The following is a 16,097-nucleotide window of genomic DNA, read 5'->3' as shown; positions in this document are numbered from 1 at the left end:
CTTAAAACCCTATCACGGCGAAGGCAGATAACAACATCTACGCCGCTCATGCTGCGGCGTAGATGTAAAAAGTCACCAGGCACCTTTTTTAGAAGCCGTCGGTGGTTCCTACTTTGCCCCAGTCGTCCATGGAATCGGTTGCGGGGGCTTTACGTGGGGCTGCGGCGACCGGCGCTGGGCGCTTCTTGGCGGACTTGATGTCGATTGCTTTGGATTTGGACTGCCCACTGCTCACAGCGGCTGTGATTTCACGACGCACGCCTTTGATGGTGTAGGTCAACAGGTCCACGACTTTATCCAGTTGCTGGGCTTGCGCTGACAGCTCTTGGGAAGCGGCGGCAGCTTCTTCCGAAGTCGCGGCGTTCACCTGCGTCACCTGATCCAATTGGTTCATCGCTTTGCTGATCTGAGTAACCCCGTTGGATTGTTCTTCGCTGGCGCCGGCAATTTCGGCGTTCAGACTTGAAACCTTCTGAGCGGACTGCACAATTTCGCCCAGCACTTTACCGCTTTGTTGGGCCTGATTGGCTCCGCGGTCAATTTTCTCAACACTGCCCTTGATCAACTCGGTGATATCCTTGGCCGCGGAAGAACTGCGCTGAGCCAGGTTGCGAACCGCCTCGGCCACAACCGCAAAACCTTTCCCCTGCTCTCCGGCACGGGCCGCTTCCACGGCGGCGTTCAAGGCCAGCAGATTTGTCTGGAAGGCAATGTCGTCGATGACATTGATAATCTCTTCAATACGCTTGGAGTCCTGGGAAATCGCCTGCATGGATTCCATCAGGGAATGAATCTCTTTGTCACCCCGGCTGGCAACCTGACTGGTTTCGCCAGACAAACGCGCGGCCTCGCGTGCGTTGTCCGCGTTGATCTTGATCATGGAAGTCAGTTCTTCCAGTGTTGCCACAGTTTCTTCCAAAGACGCCGCCTGTTCCGAGGACGCTTCCGCCAATTGTTCTGAGGAAACCGAGATCTGCTGGGAAGCCCCGGACACTTGCGTGGAGTTTTCCGTCAAATCCGAAATCACGCGGTTGATGCTGACACTCAAAGAGCGCAGCACCAGGAACGCACAGGCAATCCCGAACAACAACGCACCCAGCACCGTGCCCACCAAAAGATTGCGGGACTGAGCATAGGCGACTTCCGCCGCCTTTTGTTCAGTCTGCATGCGCTCGTTATTGCTCTTTACCATGCCGTCGACAATTTCAGTTCCACGCACGCGAACATCACGGCCTTTGGTGACAAGAATGTTCAAGGCCTCTTTGTCGTGCCCTTGATCATAAAGCTCTGTGACTTGTTGATTCAGCTCAGTCCATTCCTTATAGACGGCTTCAAATTCTGCAATACGCTTAAGCCCGGCTTCATCCGCCAGCGCTTTTCGCTGCTCAAGAATCCCGGCCATTTCCTTGTGGCGTTCAGCGATATACTTCCGAGCCGCATCCCGGGCTGGACTTCCAGCCGGATTCAAAGCAAAGTTTCTTTCATTAATGACTTGAGTAAGGAAGACTTCCTTCATCATGTGATCCCGATCAATTCGAGGCACCGTGATGTTCGTAATATGAGTCAAAGTAGAATTCAGATTCCCAAGACTGCGCCAGCTCATCACCGCTATCAGAGCAGAACAAATCACAAGGATCCCAACAATCACAGACACTTTAAAATTCAAACTTCGTACGTTCATGATTTCCCCTTAATGGGGGAATGTATCGGGCCCGGATTAAATAAACCTAAGGAACAAACCCGTTAAATTATTTTGATTTCGATTCTGAAATCTCAAGATCTTCAATAAATTCCAATTTCAAAACACCACAAAAATTCTTAACAACACAAAAAAACTCTACTCTACTCCCCCATCCCCACACAACCAAGCTGGTCACCAGCAAGGGAAGAGGGGCTGTCTGGGGTTAGAAACCGAGTTCCACAGCGCAAGTTATGTCGGCAATAAAAAAGAAGAACGAACAAAGGCAAAAAAAAGGGAGCCATGATGGCTCCCTAGCGCGAGGACTGTCCGAGAGTTTCTAACCCCAGACAGCCCCTCTTCCCTTGCGGGTTGATTAGTAACGGTAGTGCTCAGGCTTGAACGGACCTTGAGGACTCATGTGCAGGTACTTGGCTTGTTTGGAAGAAAGTTTCGTCAACTTCACACCCAATTTATCCAAGTGCAATGCCGCCACTTTTTCGTCCAAGTGCTTAGGCAAGCGGTAAACGGCGATGTCCTGGTACTTGTCACGGTTGTTGAAAAGTTCCATTTGCGCCAACACCTGATTGGTGAAGGAGTTGGACATAACGAAGCTTGGGTGGCCCGTAGCGCAACCCAAATTCACCAAACGGCCTTTAGCCAGGATGATCACCTGTTTGCCGTTTTTCAATGTGTGGATGTCCACTTGTGGTTTCACTTCACGCATTTTGGAGTTCTTGTTCAGCCAAGCCATGTCGATTTCGATATCGAAGTGACCGATGTTGCACACGATCGCGTTGTTTTTCATTTTCATGAAGTGCTTGTCAGTGATGATATCGCAGCAGCCAGTTGCTGTTACGAAGATGTCACCCAATGGAGCTGCATCTTCCATCGTTGTCACTTCGAAACCTTCCATTGCCGCCTGAAGCGCGCAGATTGGATCGATTTCAGTCACAAGAACGCGGGCACCCAGACCACGCAAAGAGTGCGCAGAACCTTTACCCACATCGCCGTAACCTGCAACAACGCAGATCTTACCGGCAACCATCACGTCCGTTGCACGTTTGATACCGTCAGCCAAAGATTCGCGGCAACCGTACAGGTTGTCGAATTTGGATTTGGTCACAGAGTCATTGATGTTGATCGCTGGAACTTTCAGTTTACCCTGTTTTACCAGGACTTCCAGATTGTGAACACCGGTGGTTGTCTCTTCAGAGATACCAATGATTTTCTTCATTTCTTTGGCGAAACGAGGCTCGTGCATCATGTTCGTCAAATCACCACCGTCGTCCAGAATCATGTTGAAGCCTTCTTTGCCCCAACCCACGATAGTTTGTTCGATACACCAGTTGAATTCCTGTTCAGTCAGACCTTTCCAGGCAAACACTGGAATGCCCGCTGCCGCGATAGCCGCTGCTGCGTGATCCTGAGTGGAGAAGATGTTGCAAGAAGACCAGCGGATTTCCGCACCCAGCTCAACAAGCGTTTCGATCAGAACCGCAGTCTGGATAGTCATGTGAAGGCAACCAGCGATACGAGCGCCTTTCAAAGGCTGCTGTTTTTTGTACTCTTTACGAAGAGCCATCAAACCTGGCATTTCAGTTTCGGCAATCTTGATTTCTTCACGACCCCATTTAGCAAGCTTTGCGAAAACCTCTGGGTTTTCCATCGCTTCTTTGCTGACTCTGTAGTCAACAACTGGAGTTTTAGCAGCAGCTTTAGTTGCTGTAGGAGCTTTCATTTTAGCATTTTTCTTCATAGCGGTTTTTCCGTTCGTCGTAGTCAATGACATTTGATTGAAGTCCTTGTCTTAGGTTTTTAAAAATTATGGTAAAGTTAAGATTTCATAGCCAGTATCCGTCACAAGAACTGTATGTTCAAATTGTGCGGACAGTAGACTATCTGCAGTATGATAGTACTTAATGCTGCTTCCTGGAATGTCGAATTCGATGATTTCGTCAGTCCCTTGGTTCACCATCGGTTCGACGGTGATACAGTGGAACGGCACCAGGCGCTCGCCTTTGCCTTTTTTGCCATAGGATGGAACAAACGGCTCTTCATGGAACTTGCGGCCCACACCGTGGCCACCGATCTCTTTCACGGCGACATAACCCTTGCGGGTCACAAGCTTGTTCGTTTCGAAACCGATGTCCCCGGTATAACCATTTGGACGAATGGCTTCGATACCGATATCACGCGCCATACGGGCGGTTTCCACCAGGTCCTTGGCTTCATCAGAAACATTACCGATCATGTACATCTTGGAAGTGTCCCCAAAGAAACCATCAATCCAAGCCGTCACGTCGACATTGATAATGTCCCCGTCTTTCAAGATGGTTTTGTCATCAGGAACGCCATGGCAGACAACTTCATTGATGGAAGTACAAGTGTACTTAGGATAGCCGTGATACCCCAGACATGCCGACTTGGCACCTTTGGTCGCCATAAAATCGAAGCAAAGCTGATCGATCTCGTTCGTGGTCATACCAATTTTGATATATTTATCCAGGTAAGTGAGTGTGTCGGCCGCAATACGGCAGGCAACAGTCATCTTTTTGATTTCTTCCAAAGAAAGCGGCTTAATTCCCATAGAGGATGGTATAGCACAGCCCCCCACCCTTGAACAGACCAAAACCCCAACTCCCACCAGGGAAAATCCAAGCCCACCTTCAAAAAAAGTCAGCCATTCCCCTCTAAATTCAAGCTCAGAACCTTACCCTCCAAAGGACAAGCCCGCCTACCAAGGCGGCGGCGAAGCCCAGCCCAAGCGACCAACAAAGCGGAAGCCCATACCTGTACGACGAAGTCGAGCCCATCAAAGGCGACCCCGCGAAGCGGAAGCCCACAGTACACGACGGGAAGAGGGGCTGGTCAAAAAGGTCCATATACAAGGCGGAGGGCTGCCCTCGCAGCGGAGGCGTACCCATGGTACGTCGGAGCGAGAAGGCCGCCCGACAACGCAGGAGATGGGCCTTTTTCACCAGCCCCGAAACGAAGGCAAAAAAAAAGCCTAGGAGCAATCCTAGGCTTTTTTCCCCGTTTCAAACGACCTACTACTTAAGGTGTTTGGAAACTAGTTTAGTCATGTCGAACATAGAAACTTGAGTTTTGCCGCCGAAAACTTCTTTCAATTTAGCGTCAGCATTGATGTTTCTTTTGTTCTTAGTGTCTTGAAGGTTGTTCTTCTTGATGTAAGCCCAAAGTTTTTTAACAACTTCAGTACGTGGAAGTGGAGAAGCACCAACAACTGCTGCCAAAGCTGCAGATGGAGTCAACGCTTTCATGAAAGCTGCGTTTGGTTTACGAGCAGTTTTTGCTTTTTTAGGAGCTGCTGCTTTTTTTGGAGCTGCTTTTTTAGCTGCTGCTTTAGGAGCGGCTTTTTTAGCTGCTTTTGGAGCTGCTTTTTTTGCTGCTGCTTTTTTAGGAGCTGCTTTCTTAGTTGTAGCTTTTTTAGTAGCTTTTGCTTTTGCCATTCGAAATTCCTCCGTTAGGTTTTTAGTCTTGTTTATCTCGAATGAGCTTAGTGTGTATCCAAGTCCAGTCGTTTGTCTAAAGAAAAATGCAGGGGAAATCATTTTTTTTTCGCACAGGAAGCGGAAAAGACCCCGTTTTCCCCTCTAAAACCACCCCCTCCCCCCTCGGAAAACGGTGTTTTCCCCTAGGGAAAGCCCCCTTTTCCCCTCTAAAAAAGTCCGTTTTTCACTGGGAAACGACCTTCTGGACTGAGCCTTTTACCCCTTATACCGATAAGAAAGGCATGAGTTTTCAGGCAAGCTTTAAGCAAATTCTCAGAGAGAAAATGGGTTCCGAACCCTTCGTGAACGCCTCGGAAGAAAGCCTTTTGAATGCCGACCCCTCCCACCTTGCCTTCCTGATGGGGCAGGTTGGTCGCAAAGAATTCAACTCCCCACGTGGACAATATCCGGCCCCTAAAGTTCGTCCACAACGCAAAGCTCATAACTTTTCCCCGTCACAACAACAGGCTTACGAGTTTCTGAAAAGCTGGATCTATGACCTTCCGGCCGGCTTCACCGCAAGCGAATTGAAAAAGGCCTTCCGTCAGGCCGCGATGATTCTGCATCCCGACCATGGTGGAAATGCCCCGCAGTTCGTAGAGCTCAAAGCGCACTACGAGACTTTGCGCCCCCTTGTCTCACTCTAGTACGAACAAATTTCAGATAAACAAGATTACATTGCTGAAATAACCTCAGACCTTTTGCATCTGCGCCGATATTGCATTAAGGAAGCAACCAGGAATAAAAAGCACCATGCGAGACCTGACTTTTACATCTGAGGATGCCTATAAGAAAAGACTGACCTATTTCAAGGTCATCTATTTTCTTACCCTCGCCGTTTCGCTTCTCTATATAATTAAATTCAACTTCCAATATAAGGTCCCGGACTACAACTCAGCCCTGATCCCGATCTGGGTGGTGCTGCTGATTGTTCCACAAGTGTGCCTAAGACTGCTGAAAAACTATCTGATCTCTGCCTGTATCATGGGCACGATGTCCTCCCTGATCCTGGCCTATTTGCTTTACCTGTCGGGCGGTGTTGAGGCGCCGGGCATCTTCTGGCTGACGGCCATCCCCTTGGTCTGTGGCATCCTGGTGGGCGTTCCGGGGGCCATCGGTGGGTATCTGGCAGTCCTTGTGATCCTGGGGTTCTTCTGGTACGCACGGGCGCAAGGGTTCGGCCCCAACGTCATTGCTGAATATGGCGACTATAACCGTGAAAAGCTCTTCAATGTCGTGGTCTTCCTGCTGTTCTCGGCCTTTAACACCCACTACTACATCCGTGGGGAAAAGAGCCTGATGAAGAACCTTGAGGAGAAAAACCTCGACGTGGAAAACCTGCTGCGTGTTCTGATTCACGATATCGCCAACACCCTGTCATCTATGACCTACAATCTGGTCAAAGCCAAAGAAGACCGGGAGGAAAACCTGTCCGGCGCCCAGGAGCTGGACAAAATCGAACGTGCGGTGGATGACATCGTCAATCTGCTGGCGCAGGTGCGCCATCTAAAGTCCGTGAAAGACGGAAAAGCTGCCATGCCGCTGAAGCCTTTGAATCTGACCATGGTGCTGAACGAGGTTTACGAAAACACCGTCGCCACGGCCCAGCAAAAAGGCATCAAAATGCAGTTGGATATCTCCCGCGACCGCATGCCTATCAATGGTGAAAAAACCATCCTGAGCAGCGTGGTGCTGCAGAACCTTATCAATAACGCCATCAAGTTCTCTCACCCCGGCGAACGGATAGACCTGCGCGCCTACCCGACGGAAACCGAAGTGATCATCGAGATCCGCGATTATGGAATCGGCATTCCCAAAGAGATCCTGGCCAATATCTTCAACCTGAATTCCCAGACCACCCGACCGGGAACTCAAGGCGAAAAAGGCACTGGCTATGGCATGCCGCTGGTGCGCGAGTACCTGCAGATGATGGATGGGACGATTGAGATCTTCTCAAGTGAGGAAACCAGCTCCTCTGCCCCGAGTGGCACTCTGGTGGTTCTGAAGATGCCGCTGGCCAAGACCGTCCTTTAGTTGTCTCGATTTAAGACTCTAAACCCCCTCGCCTTGCAAAGAATTATTAAAATTTCCTGAATCCGTGCCCACAATGAGCCGATAAGTATTCCATGGGAAAACTGTACGTCACCGGAATCACAGTTCTTTTTCTTTCGTCGTGGGCTTTGGCCACACCAGGCTCACTCACCTATCAGGGACGCATAAGAAACTCTCAAGGCGAAGCCCTTGAAGTCAACGGAGTTCAATTCGAGTTTTCGATCACCAACCCCACTGGCTCCTGCGTGCTTTACCGTGAAACTTCCAGCGCCATTGACATGCGCAATTCCTCTGGCGTCTTCGATGTGCCTATTGGCACAGGCACGAAGAACTACCCCGCAGCACCGGGCTTTAAATTACTGGACAGTTTTGACAACTCGGTCGCTATTCCTTGTGAGGGCGGTGGCTCTTACACTCCGGTTGCCGATGACAAACGCCTTTTGCGTGTGCAGTTCCATGACGGCACAGGCTGGAAGCTGATCACCCCAGACAATGAAATCCGCTCTGTTCCCTATGCCGGTCACGCCAAACTGGCGCAAAGCGCTTTGAAACTGGGCTCCAACGTAGCCAGCGACTTTGTGGCTAAAGCCTCTTTGCCGGTGTGTGGTGCCGGGACTTACCTTCGCCATATTGCTCCGGCTGGAACTTTCGAATGCACAGCGCCCGTGGTGACGGGCGCTAATGTTTCCGGAAACATTGCAGGCAGCTCTGCGGGCTTCACTGGCAATTTAACGGGGGATGTTTCTGGCACGCAAAGTGCGACTTCTGTGGATCGCATCAAAGGAACCCCGGTTATAAATACCGGCTTGGCTTCCGGAAAAGTTTTGAAATTTGACGGGACCAACTGGGCCCCGGCCGATGACAACTCCGGAACTGCGGGAGCTATCACCTCTTTGACGGGGGCAGTTTCCTCTTCTGGCAGTCCGGCGGCCACAGTCACATTGAACGATAATACGGTTGCAACCGCCAAGATTCAGGATGATGCCGTGACCACGGGTAAAATTCTGAACGGGACCATTTTGAATGAAGACATCTCGGCCACCGCGGCCATTGCCGACAGTAAACTGGCGACAATATCCACTGCCGGAAAAGTTTCTGGCAGCGCGATCACTTCCGGCACCATCGGGGGTTCCACCGCCATCAACACCAGTGGTCTGATTCAGACCTCCAGCGGCGTGCGTCTGTACAGCGGAGCTAACTATGTGGAGCTGAAAGCCCCTGCTCTTTCGGGAAACAGCAGCTATGAACTGCCTGCCGCCGACGGCACGAACGGACAACTTTTAAAAACCGACGGGGCCGGAAAGCTTTCCTGGACAACCGTCACTTCCAGCGGAGGCACTGTCACGGGTGTGACGGCCTCGGCTCCGATTGCAAGTTCGGGCGGAACCGCTCCGGTCATTTCTTTGAATGACTCCGGCGTGACTGCCGGCACTTACAACCGGGTGACTGTCAGCGCCAAAGGCCTTGTCACAGCGGCTTCCAACGCCACGGCCACAGACATTCCGAATGTCGCTGGCGATGTGACTTCAACGGCGGGGCTCAGCAACACCAAAGTTGAAAAGATCCAAGGCACGGCGGTGGCTTCTGCGACACCGCTATTGGGACAAGTTCTGGTTTACGACAATACCAAGTGGAACAATCAGTATTTTGGATTCGGACAGCTTCGCTCCACCGTGACCGGCAATGCCCAGATGCCGGCGGCCTGCGCTACGGCCAATAAGACTTTGAACTGGAGTGCGATCACCGACACGTTCTCGTGTTCGGATATTGCCATCAGCAACACGCAGGTATCGGGCTTGGGAACGGCTTCCACCAAGGATTTCGGGACTGCTGCCGGAAATCTGGTTGAGCTGGATGGCACAGGAAAAGTCCCCGCGGCACTGCTGCCGTCCGTGGGCGACAATCTGGGAAACCACACCGCGACCGCCAATCTAAATATGGCGTCTTACAATATCACCAGCGCCGGAAAGATCTACCTGGCGGATGGTGCCTGGAATGCGCCTTCGATAAGCTTCTCCAGCAGCCCATCCACAGGCATTTCCAATAACGGCGGAATCATGAAATTCACTTCCGGAGGAAATCTGGCCATGGATTTAAGCGCCACCTCCCTGACTTTGAATGGCTCTTTCGGGCCTTTGATGCGCTTGGGTGGCGGATCTTTCAATGCTGCCAATCCGACATATTCCTTCGGTGGATACAGCACCTCGGGAATGTTCCCAGGCACCAACATACTGGGCTTCAGTGTGAACGGAACTGAAAAACTGCGCCTGGCCAGTGACGGAATGATTGGTGTCGGCACCACCTCCCCGACCCGCCGACTGCATATCGTGGGTGATGGCACGGACTATGGTGACGACATCTATCTGGAAGGCGTAAATTCCGAAACAGCCCTGCCGCAAATCAGTCTGACTCGTTCCCGCGGCACAACCGCGACCCGCAATCCACTTTTGGCCAACGACACTATCGGAACTTTGGCGTTCCGCGGTTGGGACAATACCGCACACGCCTATAGCGCACGCATTTCTTCTTCGGCTGAAACCGACTTTGCCACAGCCGTGAACGGAAACTTAAGATTCTTCACCGCCTCTGCTGGTACCGATGCCGAACGCATGCGTATCACAGGTGCGGGAAACATCGGTATTGGCACAACCGCCCCGACAGTCCCTTTGCAAATCGCGACCCGGGTGCCATCTTCTGCGGTTCACCCCCATCGTGCGGGTGTTCAGGCCATGGGTGAAGGCACTGATGTCGGCGGACGCATTTCAGCTCTTGTCGCAAGTACGGTGGAAATTGCGACATTCTCAGGGTATCAAAGTGCTGGAACCCTTGCTTCTCCAGTTGCGGTCTCCAGCGGCCAAGCCATCACCAGCCTGACAGCCTTTGCTTACAACGGCACTCAATATCAAAACGGTGGAAATGCCGCCGTGAACTTCTATGCGACGGAAGCTCATACCACTTCGGCCGGTGGTGCGAAGATCACCTTCCACACCACCACAAATGGTGCCTCAGGGGCTTCCGAGAAAATGGTCATCAACCACAACGGCAATGTCGGCATCGGCACAACCAACCCGACGGCCAAGCTGGAAGTCAACGGCGCGGTAAAGATCGGAACCAGTGCTCCCATCGGACGAATGACCGTTTGCTCTTACGTGACTCAGACGGGAACAACAGTGGCGGCATACAATGTTCACAACTGGATTGCCGCAGAATGCACCGACGGAGTCCCAAATGCGACTTGCGTTGGCTACATTTCCAAAAGCGTTATTTCGGGTACAGAAAATAATCTAGCCGCACTAGGCCCAAATGAATCAGTTTATCCAGGATGCCCAGGATCATGCACGGCCAATGCGAATGGGGGGTTTGGGTTCTCTACGGACACCGCGGCCACGGGAAATGCCATCTATGATATTCGCGTCGTGTACATGTGTCAGAACTAAATGTGAATCCAGCCCAAAAGGTGCAGAAGTAAAAACAGCACAGCCGGCATCAGGCTGACGACAGCCCGTTTTTTAAAGGGCGCACTGGACAGGGTCACAATCAAAAACAGCTTTGAAACAAAACTTGCAAGCAAAGAGATCTCTACCAGTTTTTCATATTGAGCAAGACTGACCTGATCCGCCGCCAAAAGCTGAGCTGTGGAAATCAAAGACCCGTGAACTTCGAACAACGACACAATAAAGGTCAGAACCATCAGGCCGTCGTTACCCAGCCAGGTTTGCGCTCCCCGGCTGGCCGCCAGAATCAGGACAATGAACACCGTCAGCTTCAGCGACTCCCAGACATCCAGAACTTTTTCCGGGCCCGTGGTCAGACCTCGGGGGCGACTTTGCCTGTGCCACAAAATCACCGCCATCATCATCGTGATCAGGAACAGAATAAGGAAATGCAAGGATACGACCCGTAGTGCTTCAACACTGCCAGCACCCACCAACACAACCGCTTGCAGCAACATGGCCAGAATCGCCGCGTGCAAAGCTGCCATCCGAACACTTTGCGACCCTTCCGTGTCATGACTGTCCTTAGCCAAACGAACGGTGGTGGCCGTGCTTGAAAGCAAACCCCCTAAAAAGCCAGTCATCAAAGTACCGGCCCGATGACCGACAAAGGAAGACAACACCTTCCCCATCACCTGCAGCGCTGACAGGGCAAAAAACATGAAAAGAATCTTCTGGGGACGGAAAAGCCCCCAGGGATCGATGGAACCGGCCGGTACCACCTTGGATGCGACAAAAAGAAAGAGCAGGAATAACCCTGCTCTCACCCACTGATTTTTCATCAGCTATTACACCATTTTGAAACGAACACGTTTTGGACCGGCATTTTCGCCCAAACGACGTTTGCGGTCTTCTTCGTACTCGGTGAAGTTGCCAGGATAGAATTCAATCTTGGAATCACCTTCAAAGGCCATGATGTGCGTGCACACACGATCCAGGAACCAACGATCGTGCGAGATCACCACGGCAGATCCACCGAATTCCAACAATGCTTCTTCCAGCGCACGCATGGTGTTGACGTCCAGATCATTCGTCGGCTCATCCAGAAGCAACAAGTTCGCACCCTGCTTCAGGATTTTTGCCATATTCACACGGTTGCGTTCACCACCGGACAACTGACCGACTTTTTTCTGCTGGTCAGAACCCGAGAAGTTGAACCAGGAAACGTACTGACGCGCATTGATTTCACGCGTGCCCAACTGGATCACATCAGCACCACCGGACAGTTCCTCGTAAATGGACTTGTTCGGATCCAGAGTCTCACGAGTCTGGTCAACGTAAGCGATCTTCACTGTTTCACCGACTTTGAATGTGCCGGAATCAGGCTGCTCTTTGCCGGTGATCATGCGGAACAACGTGGATTTACCCACACCGTTCGGACCGATCACACCCACGATCGCCCCTTTTGGAATCGTGAAGCTCACGTCATCCAAAAGAACTTTGTGGTTGTAGGCTTTGGTGATGTTGTGGGCTTCCACCACGATATCGCCCAGACGAGGTCCTGGCGGGATATAGATGGACATCTCCTGGATTTTTTCCGGAGAAGCCTCCTTCAACAGGTTTTCGTAGTTCGAGATACGAGCTTTGGATTTTGCCTGACGGGCTTTCGCGCCCTGACGGATCCAATCCAATTCCTTTTCCAAGGTACGGGCCTTGCGGGCCTGATCTTTAGCTTCGTTCGCCTGACGCTTGTCTTTTTGTTCCAACCAGGAAGTGTAGTTGCCTTTCCAAGGGATGCCTTCACCGCGATCCAGCTCAAGGATCCAGCCAGCCACGTTATCCAGGAAATAACGATCGTGCGTCACCGCGATCACAGTTCCCGGGAACTTGGAAAGATACTGTTCAAGCCACGCCACGGATTCCGCATCCAGGTGATTCGTCGGCTCGTCCAAAAGCAGAATATCCGGTTCAGACATGATCAAACGGGCCAAAGCCACACGGCGTTTTTCACCTCCGGAAAGGTTTGTCACCGGCAAATCACCATCTGGACAGCGAAGAGCGTCCATCACGATTTCGATCTTTTGATCGACGTCCCAGGCACCCAGGGCTTCCAGTTTTTCCTGAAGAGCACCCTGCTTTTCGATCAGCTTGTTCATCTCGTCCGGATCCAGATCCGGGTCAGAGAACTTGTCGTTGATCGCGTTGTATTCTTTCATTACTTTCGGCAACTCGCCCATACCGGCGAAGATGTTTTCTTTCACCGTCAGTGTTTCATCCAACTGAGGTTCCTGCTCGAAATAGCCGACTTTCATTGTCTTGGATGGGAAGGCTTCACCCAGGAAGTCCTTGTCCACGCCTGCCATAATTCTGAGCAAAGTGGATTTACCAGAGCCGTTCAGACCCAAAACACCAATCTTGGCGCCATAGAAGTAAGAAAGATAAATATCCTTCAACACATATCTTTGTGGAGGATATACTTTACTTACGCCCTTCATTGTGTAGATAATCTCTTGAGACATGACGTCACACTCCTAAAAAGACCGGTTTCGGCCCTGACTTCGTCTATAAACGAAGTAATTTACCAGCCCGAAAACGCTTGTCAAATGGAGTTCCATTTATCACACTATCGCCCCTAGCGCAGGATGCGCTTCTGATAGAAAGCCGGGTTTCCGGCACAAAAATTAAGCAATAGCTTAGAATTTACGGATAGAAATTAGTATTTAATGAGTGGCGACAACCTAGAGCGGCAGCAAAATTCGAATACTGACACGCCGAATTCCCCGGAAAAGCCGGAGAAGCGTGAGCCGTCGTCCAAAAAGTCGCTGTTCGGCAACCTGAATTCTGACCTGAAACACGCCCTCAACACATGGGAAACTCTAACAGAAGAGGCCGCCAACAAGGTGTCCCCTGACGAAGAGCAGTTGCAGGAAGTCAAACGCCTTCTGGGCGAGCTTAAATCCAAACTCAATCAATTCGACGAATAGAACTGGCACCCGATGGATGCGGGGATGGCCTTGATGACGGGCTGGGGCTGCTTGCAGCTCTGGGGCACGCCGTCCGGGCTCAGTTGCCGCCGCCTACGGCGGTTCGCGCCGTCGTGGCGCCGGCAGCTCCGCAGATGAACCTGCGTGCTTATTTTTTGTCGTGCTTGCTGCCGCCCAGGCATTCTGGGGAGACAAAGTTCAGAGTGTCTTTTTGTGTTGCCCATTCGGTGGGTGTCAGCGTTTTTTGTGTGAGAGCGTGAAGGCCGCTTTGCAGTTCTGCCTTCAATAGGTCGTTGACCAATCTTTGACGGTCGATGCGGGATTTGCCTTCGAATGAGTCAGAAACCACCAAAACTTTGAAATGAGTTTCGCTATTTGGTGGCACTGAGTGCATGTGGCTTTCGTTTTCCACCCCTAGCTCTTGAGGAGCCAGGGATTGGGTCAGGATTTCACGGATGCGTTTTTCTCGGGACATTCTTTAGTGATTTCTTTTTTCGATTTTTGATTTGATAAGGTCAATGCCCATTTTAGCCATGGCATAGACGCCTTTTTCTTCAAGCTTCTTATCAACATCCTTGGCCGTGCGCAAAGCTTTTGCTGCTGCCATCTGGGCGATCGGGTTTCCAACTGGCAAACCTTCAAACTGCCCGTCTTTCTTCCATTCATCAGCCACGGTGTCGGCGATTTCCATCACTTTCGGGGCTTTCTGACGGATCACTTCGCTGCCATAGAATTCCAAGTGAACCTTTTCTTCAGGATGGTGAATGTCAGAATCCACGGTGTCTTCAGAATAAACCGGGGCGCCTTCGGAAACCATTTTTTTGGCTTCACGCATGGACTCATCCGCTTTTACGCCTTCGTTTTGCGCTTCGGTGTTGATTTCATCAGCGGCTTCCATCGTAGTTTGGGCCTCGCTCATTGTCGCTTGCGCATCTTTCACAGTAGCGTGAGCCTCGTCGATGATTTCTTCGGCGTCACCGCGAATTTCGGCGGCTTCGTCGATTTCAGCCTGAGCCTCGTGGTGAGGACGGCGTTTTTTTGGATGATGATGCTTCTTCTTTGCGTCGTAATGTTTGATCTCTGGCATGTTTACTTCCTTTTAAACAAATCCCAACATTTCGCGGGTTACAAAATCATAGTCGGCTTTGATCGGAGACTTTCCGGCATAAAGACTTTTACCGGAGCGCACGGTGTTCTTCACCTCGGCTGAGGTTCGAATATAACCCTTCATCAGCGAGTCTTCAAAAGACTCTATGCACTTTTGTAAAAGCTCATGACTGAACTTCTCACGTCCATCGAACTTGGTAAAGAGAACTTTACGCGAGAACTCCAGACTGAAGTCGCTGCGGATGTCCTCCAGTTCGCTCAAGTTCTTTTGCAGGCCCATAAAGGCGAACTTGTCCGGATTCACCGGCAAGATCACCTCGTCGGAAGCCACGGTCACCGCCGTGTTCGTGGCACTCAAGGCCGGCGCAGTATCGATCAGGATCAGATCATAGCGGTGCTTGATTTTTTCCAGCGGAGCCTTCACCGCCAAAGACCAGTTGCGATTGGAGTTTAGCAACACCCGGTCCAAGACTGAATTGTTCAGACTGGACGGAATCAAATCAACATGCGGCTCGATAAAGCGCACACACTCATCGATGCTCTTCTTTTTTTCAACGATATCCACCCAGACCGGCAGGGATTCGTCCTCCACCCCCAAGGCGAAACTCAGATTCGCCTGCTGATCCAGATCCACAAACAAAACACGTGCCCCGTACATGGCGGCTCGCAGGCCCATATTCAGGACGGATGTGGTCTTCGCCACCCCACCCTTTAGCATTTGAATGGAAATGACTTTGTGGGGATATTTGTAACCCTCTGCCAGCAACAGTTGACGGGCTTCTTCCGGAAGCAGCCACGGGGATTTGATTTTTCGTTGCAGAGTCTTTTCAGCCTTGGCTTTGATTTGATTTGGAGGAATCTCCATGAACGAGGCCAAATCGCTGAGAGTAATGCAAAACTCCTGTTGCGCCAAAGTGGACATGAAGGACCTCCGTCAGTCCTTCAAGCCTACAAGGGGGTATTCCGCTTGGAAACACGCAGCGCGAAAAATCTAGGAAGGTCCAAAATCCTCAAGGTGACTGACCTCCTGCTTTAGCAGAGAGCGCATTTCTTCAATGTCGTCCTTATAGGACCAGAGTAATTGCTCGCGCATGCGGCGCAATTGCAGGACTTGTTCATTACTTAGCGGACGCAAGGACTCTGCCAGTTGCATTAAATGCAGGTCCACCTCGCGCTTGAAGTCGCCATAATCCGTGTCGTCTTCTTTATCCAGAAAGTCCAGGAACTCATTGATGTTCGGATTCATAGAAACCTCCCTTGTTGTATTTTGCCCCGCAACCCTTTGCTGCCTCAAACCCCCGGGCCCAGGCTTGCTAAGAATCAGCCA

At 51.2% G+C, this 16,097-nt stretch carries 14 protein-coding genes; 4 read left to right on the top strand and 10 right to left on the bottom strand.

The genetic code is table 11. From position 1 onward, the window contains the following. Positions 1–88: 88 nt before the first annotated feature. From ACZ520_RS06110 to ACZ520_RS06095, 4 genes are all read right to left on the bottom strand, one after another. Positions 89–1,681 carry a methyl-accepting chemotaxis protein gene (locus ACZ520_RS06110; RefSeq protein ID WP_374028127.1) on the bottom strand — a complete coding sequence of 531 codons (1,593 nt, stop codon included), beginning with the start codon at positions 1,679–1,681 and terminating at the stop codon, positions 89–91. Between the two features lie 373 nt (positions 1,682–2,054). After that, a complete protein-coding gene (gene ahcY / locus ACZ520_RS06105; protein ID WP_416480995.1) occupies positions 2,055–3,437 on the bottom strand; it encodes an adenosylhomocysteinase in 1,383 nt (460 codons plus the stop codon). Between the two features lie 66 nt (positions 3,438–3,503). Then, complete coding sequence (gene map, locus ACZ520_RS06100; RefSeq protein WP_088565739.1) at positions 3,504–4,268, bottom strand: type I methionyl aminopeptidase; 765 nt, start codon at positions 4,266–4,268, stop codon at positions 3,504–3,506. A gap of 463 nt (positions 4,269–4,731) precedes the next feature. Further along, a complete protein-coding gene (locus ACZ520_RS06095; RefSeq protein WP_088565741.1) occupies positions 4,732–5,151 on the bottom strand; it encodes an SWIB/MDM2 domain-containing protein in 420 nt (139 codons plus the stop codon). 326 nt (positions 5,152–5,477) lie between these two features. Here ACZ520_RS06095 and ACZ520_RS06090 point away from each other — a divergent pair, with 326 nt between their 5' ends. From ACZ520_RS06090 to ACZ520_RS06080, 3 genes are all read left to right on the top strand, one after another. Beyond that, positions 5,478–5,840 carry a J domain-containing protein gene (locus ACZ520_RS06090; RefSeq protein ID WP_374032469.1) on the top strand — a complete coding sequence of 121 codons (363 nt, stop codon included), beginning with the start codon at positions 5,478–5,480 and terminating at the stop codon, positions 5,838–5,840. Between the two features lie 106 nt (positions 5,841–5,946). After that, on the top strand, positions 5,947–7,227 hold the full coding sequence (locus tag ACZ520_RS06085) for a sensor histidine kinase (RefSeq protein ID WP_374032468.1): 1,281 nt from the start codon (positions 5,947–5,949) through the stop codon (positions 7,225–7,227). Between the two features lie 92 nt (positions 7,228–7,319). Further along, entirely contained in the window at positions 7,320–10,682 is a 3,363-nt protein-coding gene (locus tag ACZ520_RS06080) for a beta strand repeat-containing protein (RefSeq protein ID WP_464127762.1), read from the top strand. On the opposite strand, the gene ACZ520_RS06075 is transcribed toward ACZ520_RS06080, so the two are convergent. Then, positions 10,679–11,401 (bottom strand): DUF4010 domain-containing protein, encoded by a 723-nt coding sequence (locus ACZ520_RS06075; protein ID WP_417870144.1) that lies wholly within the window; start codon positions 11,399–11,401, stop codon positions 10,679–10,681. The genes ACZ520_RS06080 and ACZ520_RS06075 overlap by 4 nt on opposite strands. 126 nt (positions 11,402–11,527) lie before the next feature. Then, the gene (ettA, locus tag ACZ520_RS06070; RefSeq protein WP_088565744.1) at positions 11,528–13,198 is read right to left on the bottom strand and encodes an energy-dependent translational throttle protein EttA; all 1,671 of its coding nucleotides are present in this window, start codon (positions 13,196–13,198) and stop codon (positions 11,528–11,530) included. 204 nt (positions 13,199–13,402) lie between these two features. Between ettA and ACZ520_RS06065 the strand changes: the two genes are divergently transcribed. Next, positions 13,403–13,663 (top strand): hypothetical protein, encoded by a 261-nt coding sequence (locus ACZ520_RS06065; RefSeq protein ID WP_088565745.1) that lies wholly within the window; start codon positions 13,403–13,405, stop codon positions 13,661–13,663. A 148-nt stretch (positions 13,664–13,811) separates the two neighbouring features. Here the strand turns inward: ACZ520_RS06065 and ACZ520_RS06060 are convergent, their stop codons facing one another. The 4 genes from ACZ520_RS06060 to ACZ520_RS06045 all read right to left on the bottom strand — a co-directional run bounded on the left by ACZ520_RS06060 (position 13,812) and on the right by ACZ520_RS06045 (position 16,016). Further along, positions 13,812–14,138, bottom strand: a complete 327-nt coding sequence (locus ACZ520_RS06060) for a BolA family protein (RefSeq protein WP_416480990.1) — start codon at positions 14,136–14,138, stop codon at positions 13,812–13,814. A gap of 3 nt (positions 14,139–14,141) precedes the next feature. Next, the gene (locus tag ACZ520_RS06055) at positions 14,142–14,750 is read right to left on the bottom strand and encodes a hypothetical protein (protein WP_464127761.1); all 609 of its coding nucleotides are present in this window, start codon (positions 14,748–14,750) and stop codon (positions 14,142–14,144) included. A gap of 12 nt (positions 14,751–14,762) precedes the next feature. Beyond that, positions 14,763–15,692 (bottom strand): ParA family protein, encoded by a 930-nt coding sequence (locus ACZ520_RS06050; RefSeq protein WP_088565748.1) that lies wholly within the window; start codon positions 15,690–15,692, stop codon positions 14,763–14,765. Positions 15,693–15,761: 69 nt separating this feature from the next. After that, positions 15,762–16,016 carry a hypothetical protein gene (locus tag ACZ520_RS06045; protein ID WP_088565749.1) on the bottom strand — a complete coding sequence of 85 codons (255 nt, stop codon included), beginning with the start codon at positions 16,014–16,016 and terminating at the stop codon, positions 15,762–15,764. Between the last annotated feature and the right edge of the window lie 81 nt (positions 16,017–16,097).

The organism is Bdellovibrio sp. BIS2 (genome assembly GCF_055398295.1).
This window is presented reverse-complemented; position numbering and strand designations above follow the sequence as displayed.

Coding starts and splice junctions, on each gene's coding strand:
- ACZ520_RS06110 (WP_374028127.1), bottom strand. CDS start 1,681: ATGAACGTACGAAGTTTGAATTTTAAAGTGTCTGTGATTGTTGGGATC.
- ahcY (WP_416480995.1), bottom strand. CDS start 3,437: ATGAAGAAAAATGCTAAAATGAAAGCTCCTACAGCAACTAAAGCTGCT.
- map (WP_088565739.1), bottom strand. CDS start 4,268: ATGGGAATTAAGCCGCTTTCTTTGGAAGAAATCAAAAAGATGACTGTT.
- ACZ520_RS06095 (WP_088565741.1), bottom strand. CDS start 5,151: ATGGCAAAAGCAAAAGCTACTAAAAAAGCTACAACTAAGAAAGCAGCT.
- ACZ520_RS06090 (WP_374032469.1), top strand. CDS start 5,478: ATGGGTTCCGAACCCTTCGTGAACGCCTCGGAAGAAAGCCTTTTGAAT.
- ACZ520_RS06085 (WP_374032468.1), top strand. CDS start 5,947: ATGCGAGACCTGACTTTTACATCTGAGGATGCCTATAAGAAAAGACTG.
- ACZ520_RS06080 (WP_464127762.1), top strand. CDS start 7,320: ATGGGAAAACTGTACGTCACCGGAATCACAGTTCTTTTTCTTTCGTCG.
- ACZ520_RS06075 (WP_417870144.1), bottom strand. CDS start 11,401: ATGTTTTTTGCCCTGTCAGCGCTGCAGGTGATGGGGAAGGTGTTGTCT.
- ettA (WP_088565744.1), bottom strand. CDS start 13,198: ATGTCTCAAGAGATTATCTACACAATGAAGGGCGTAAGTAAAGTATAT.
- ACZ520_RS06065 (WP_088565745.1), top strand. CDS start 13,403: ATGAGTGGCGACAACCTAGAGCGGCAGCAAAATTCGAATACTGACACG.
- ACZ520_RS06060 (WP_416480990.1), bottom strand. CDS start 14,138: ATGTCCCGAGAAAAACGCATCCGTGAAATCCTGACCCAATCCCTGGCT.
- ACZ520_RS06055 (WP_464127761.1), bottom strand. CDS start 14,750: ATGCCAGAGATCAAACATTACGACGCAAAGAAGAAGCATCATCATCCA.
- ACZ520_RS06050 (WP_088565748.1), bottom strand. CDS start 15,692: ATGTCCACTTTGGCGCAACAGGAGTTTTGCATTACTCTCAGCGATTTG.
- ACZ520_RS06045 (WP_088565749.1), bottom strand. CDS start 16,016: ATGAATCCGAACATCAATGAGTTCCTGGACTTTCTGGATAAAGAAGAC.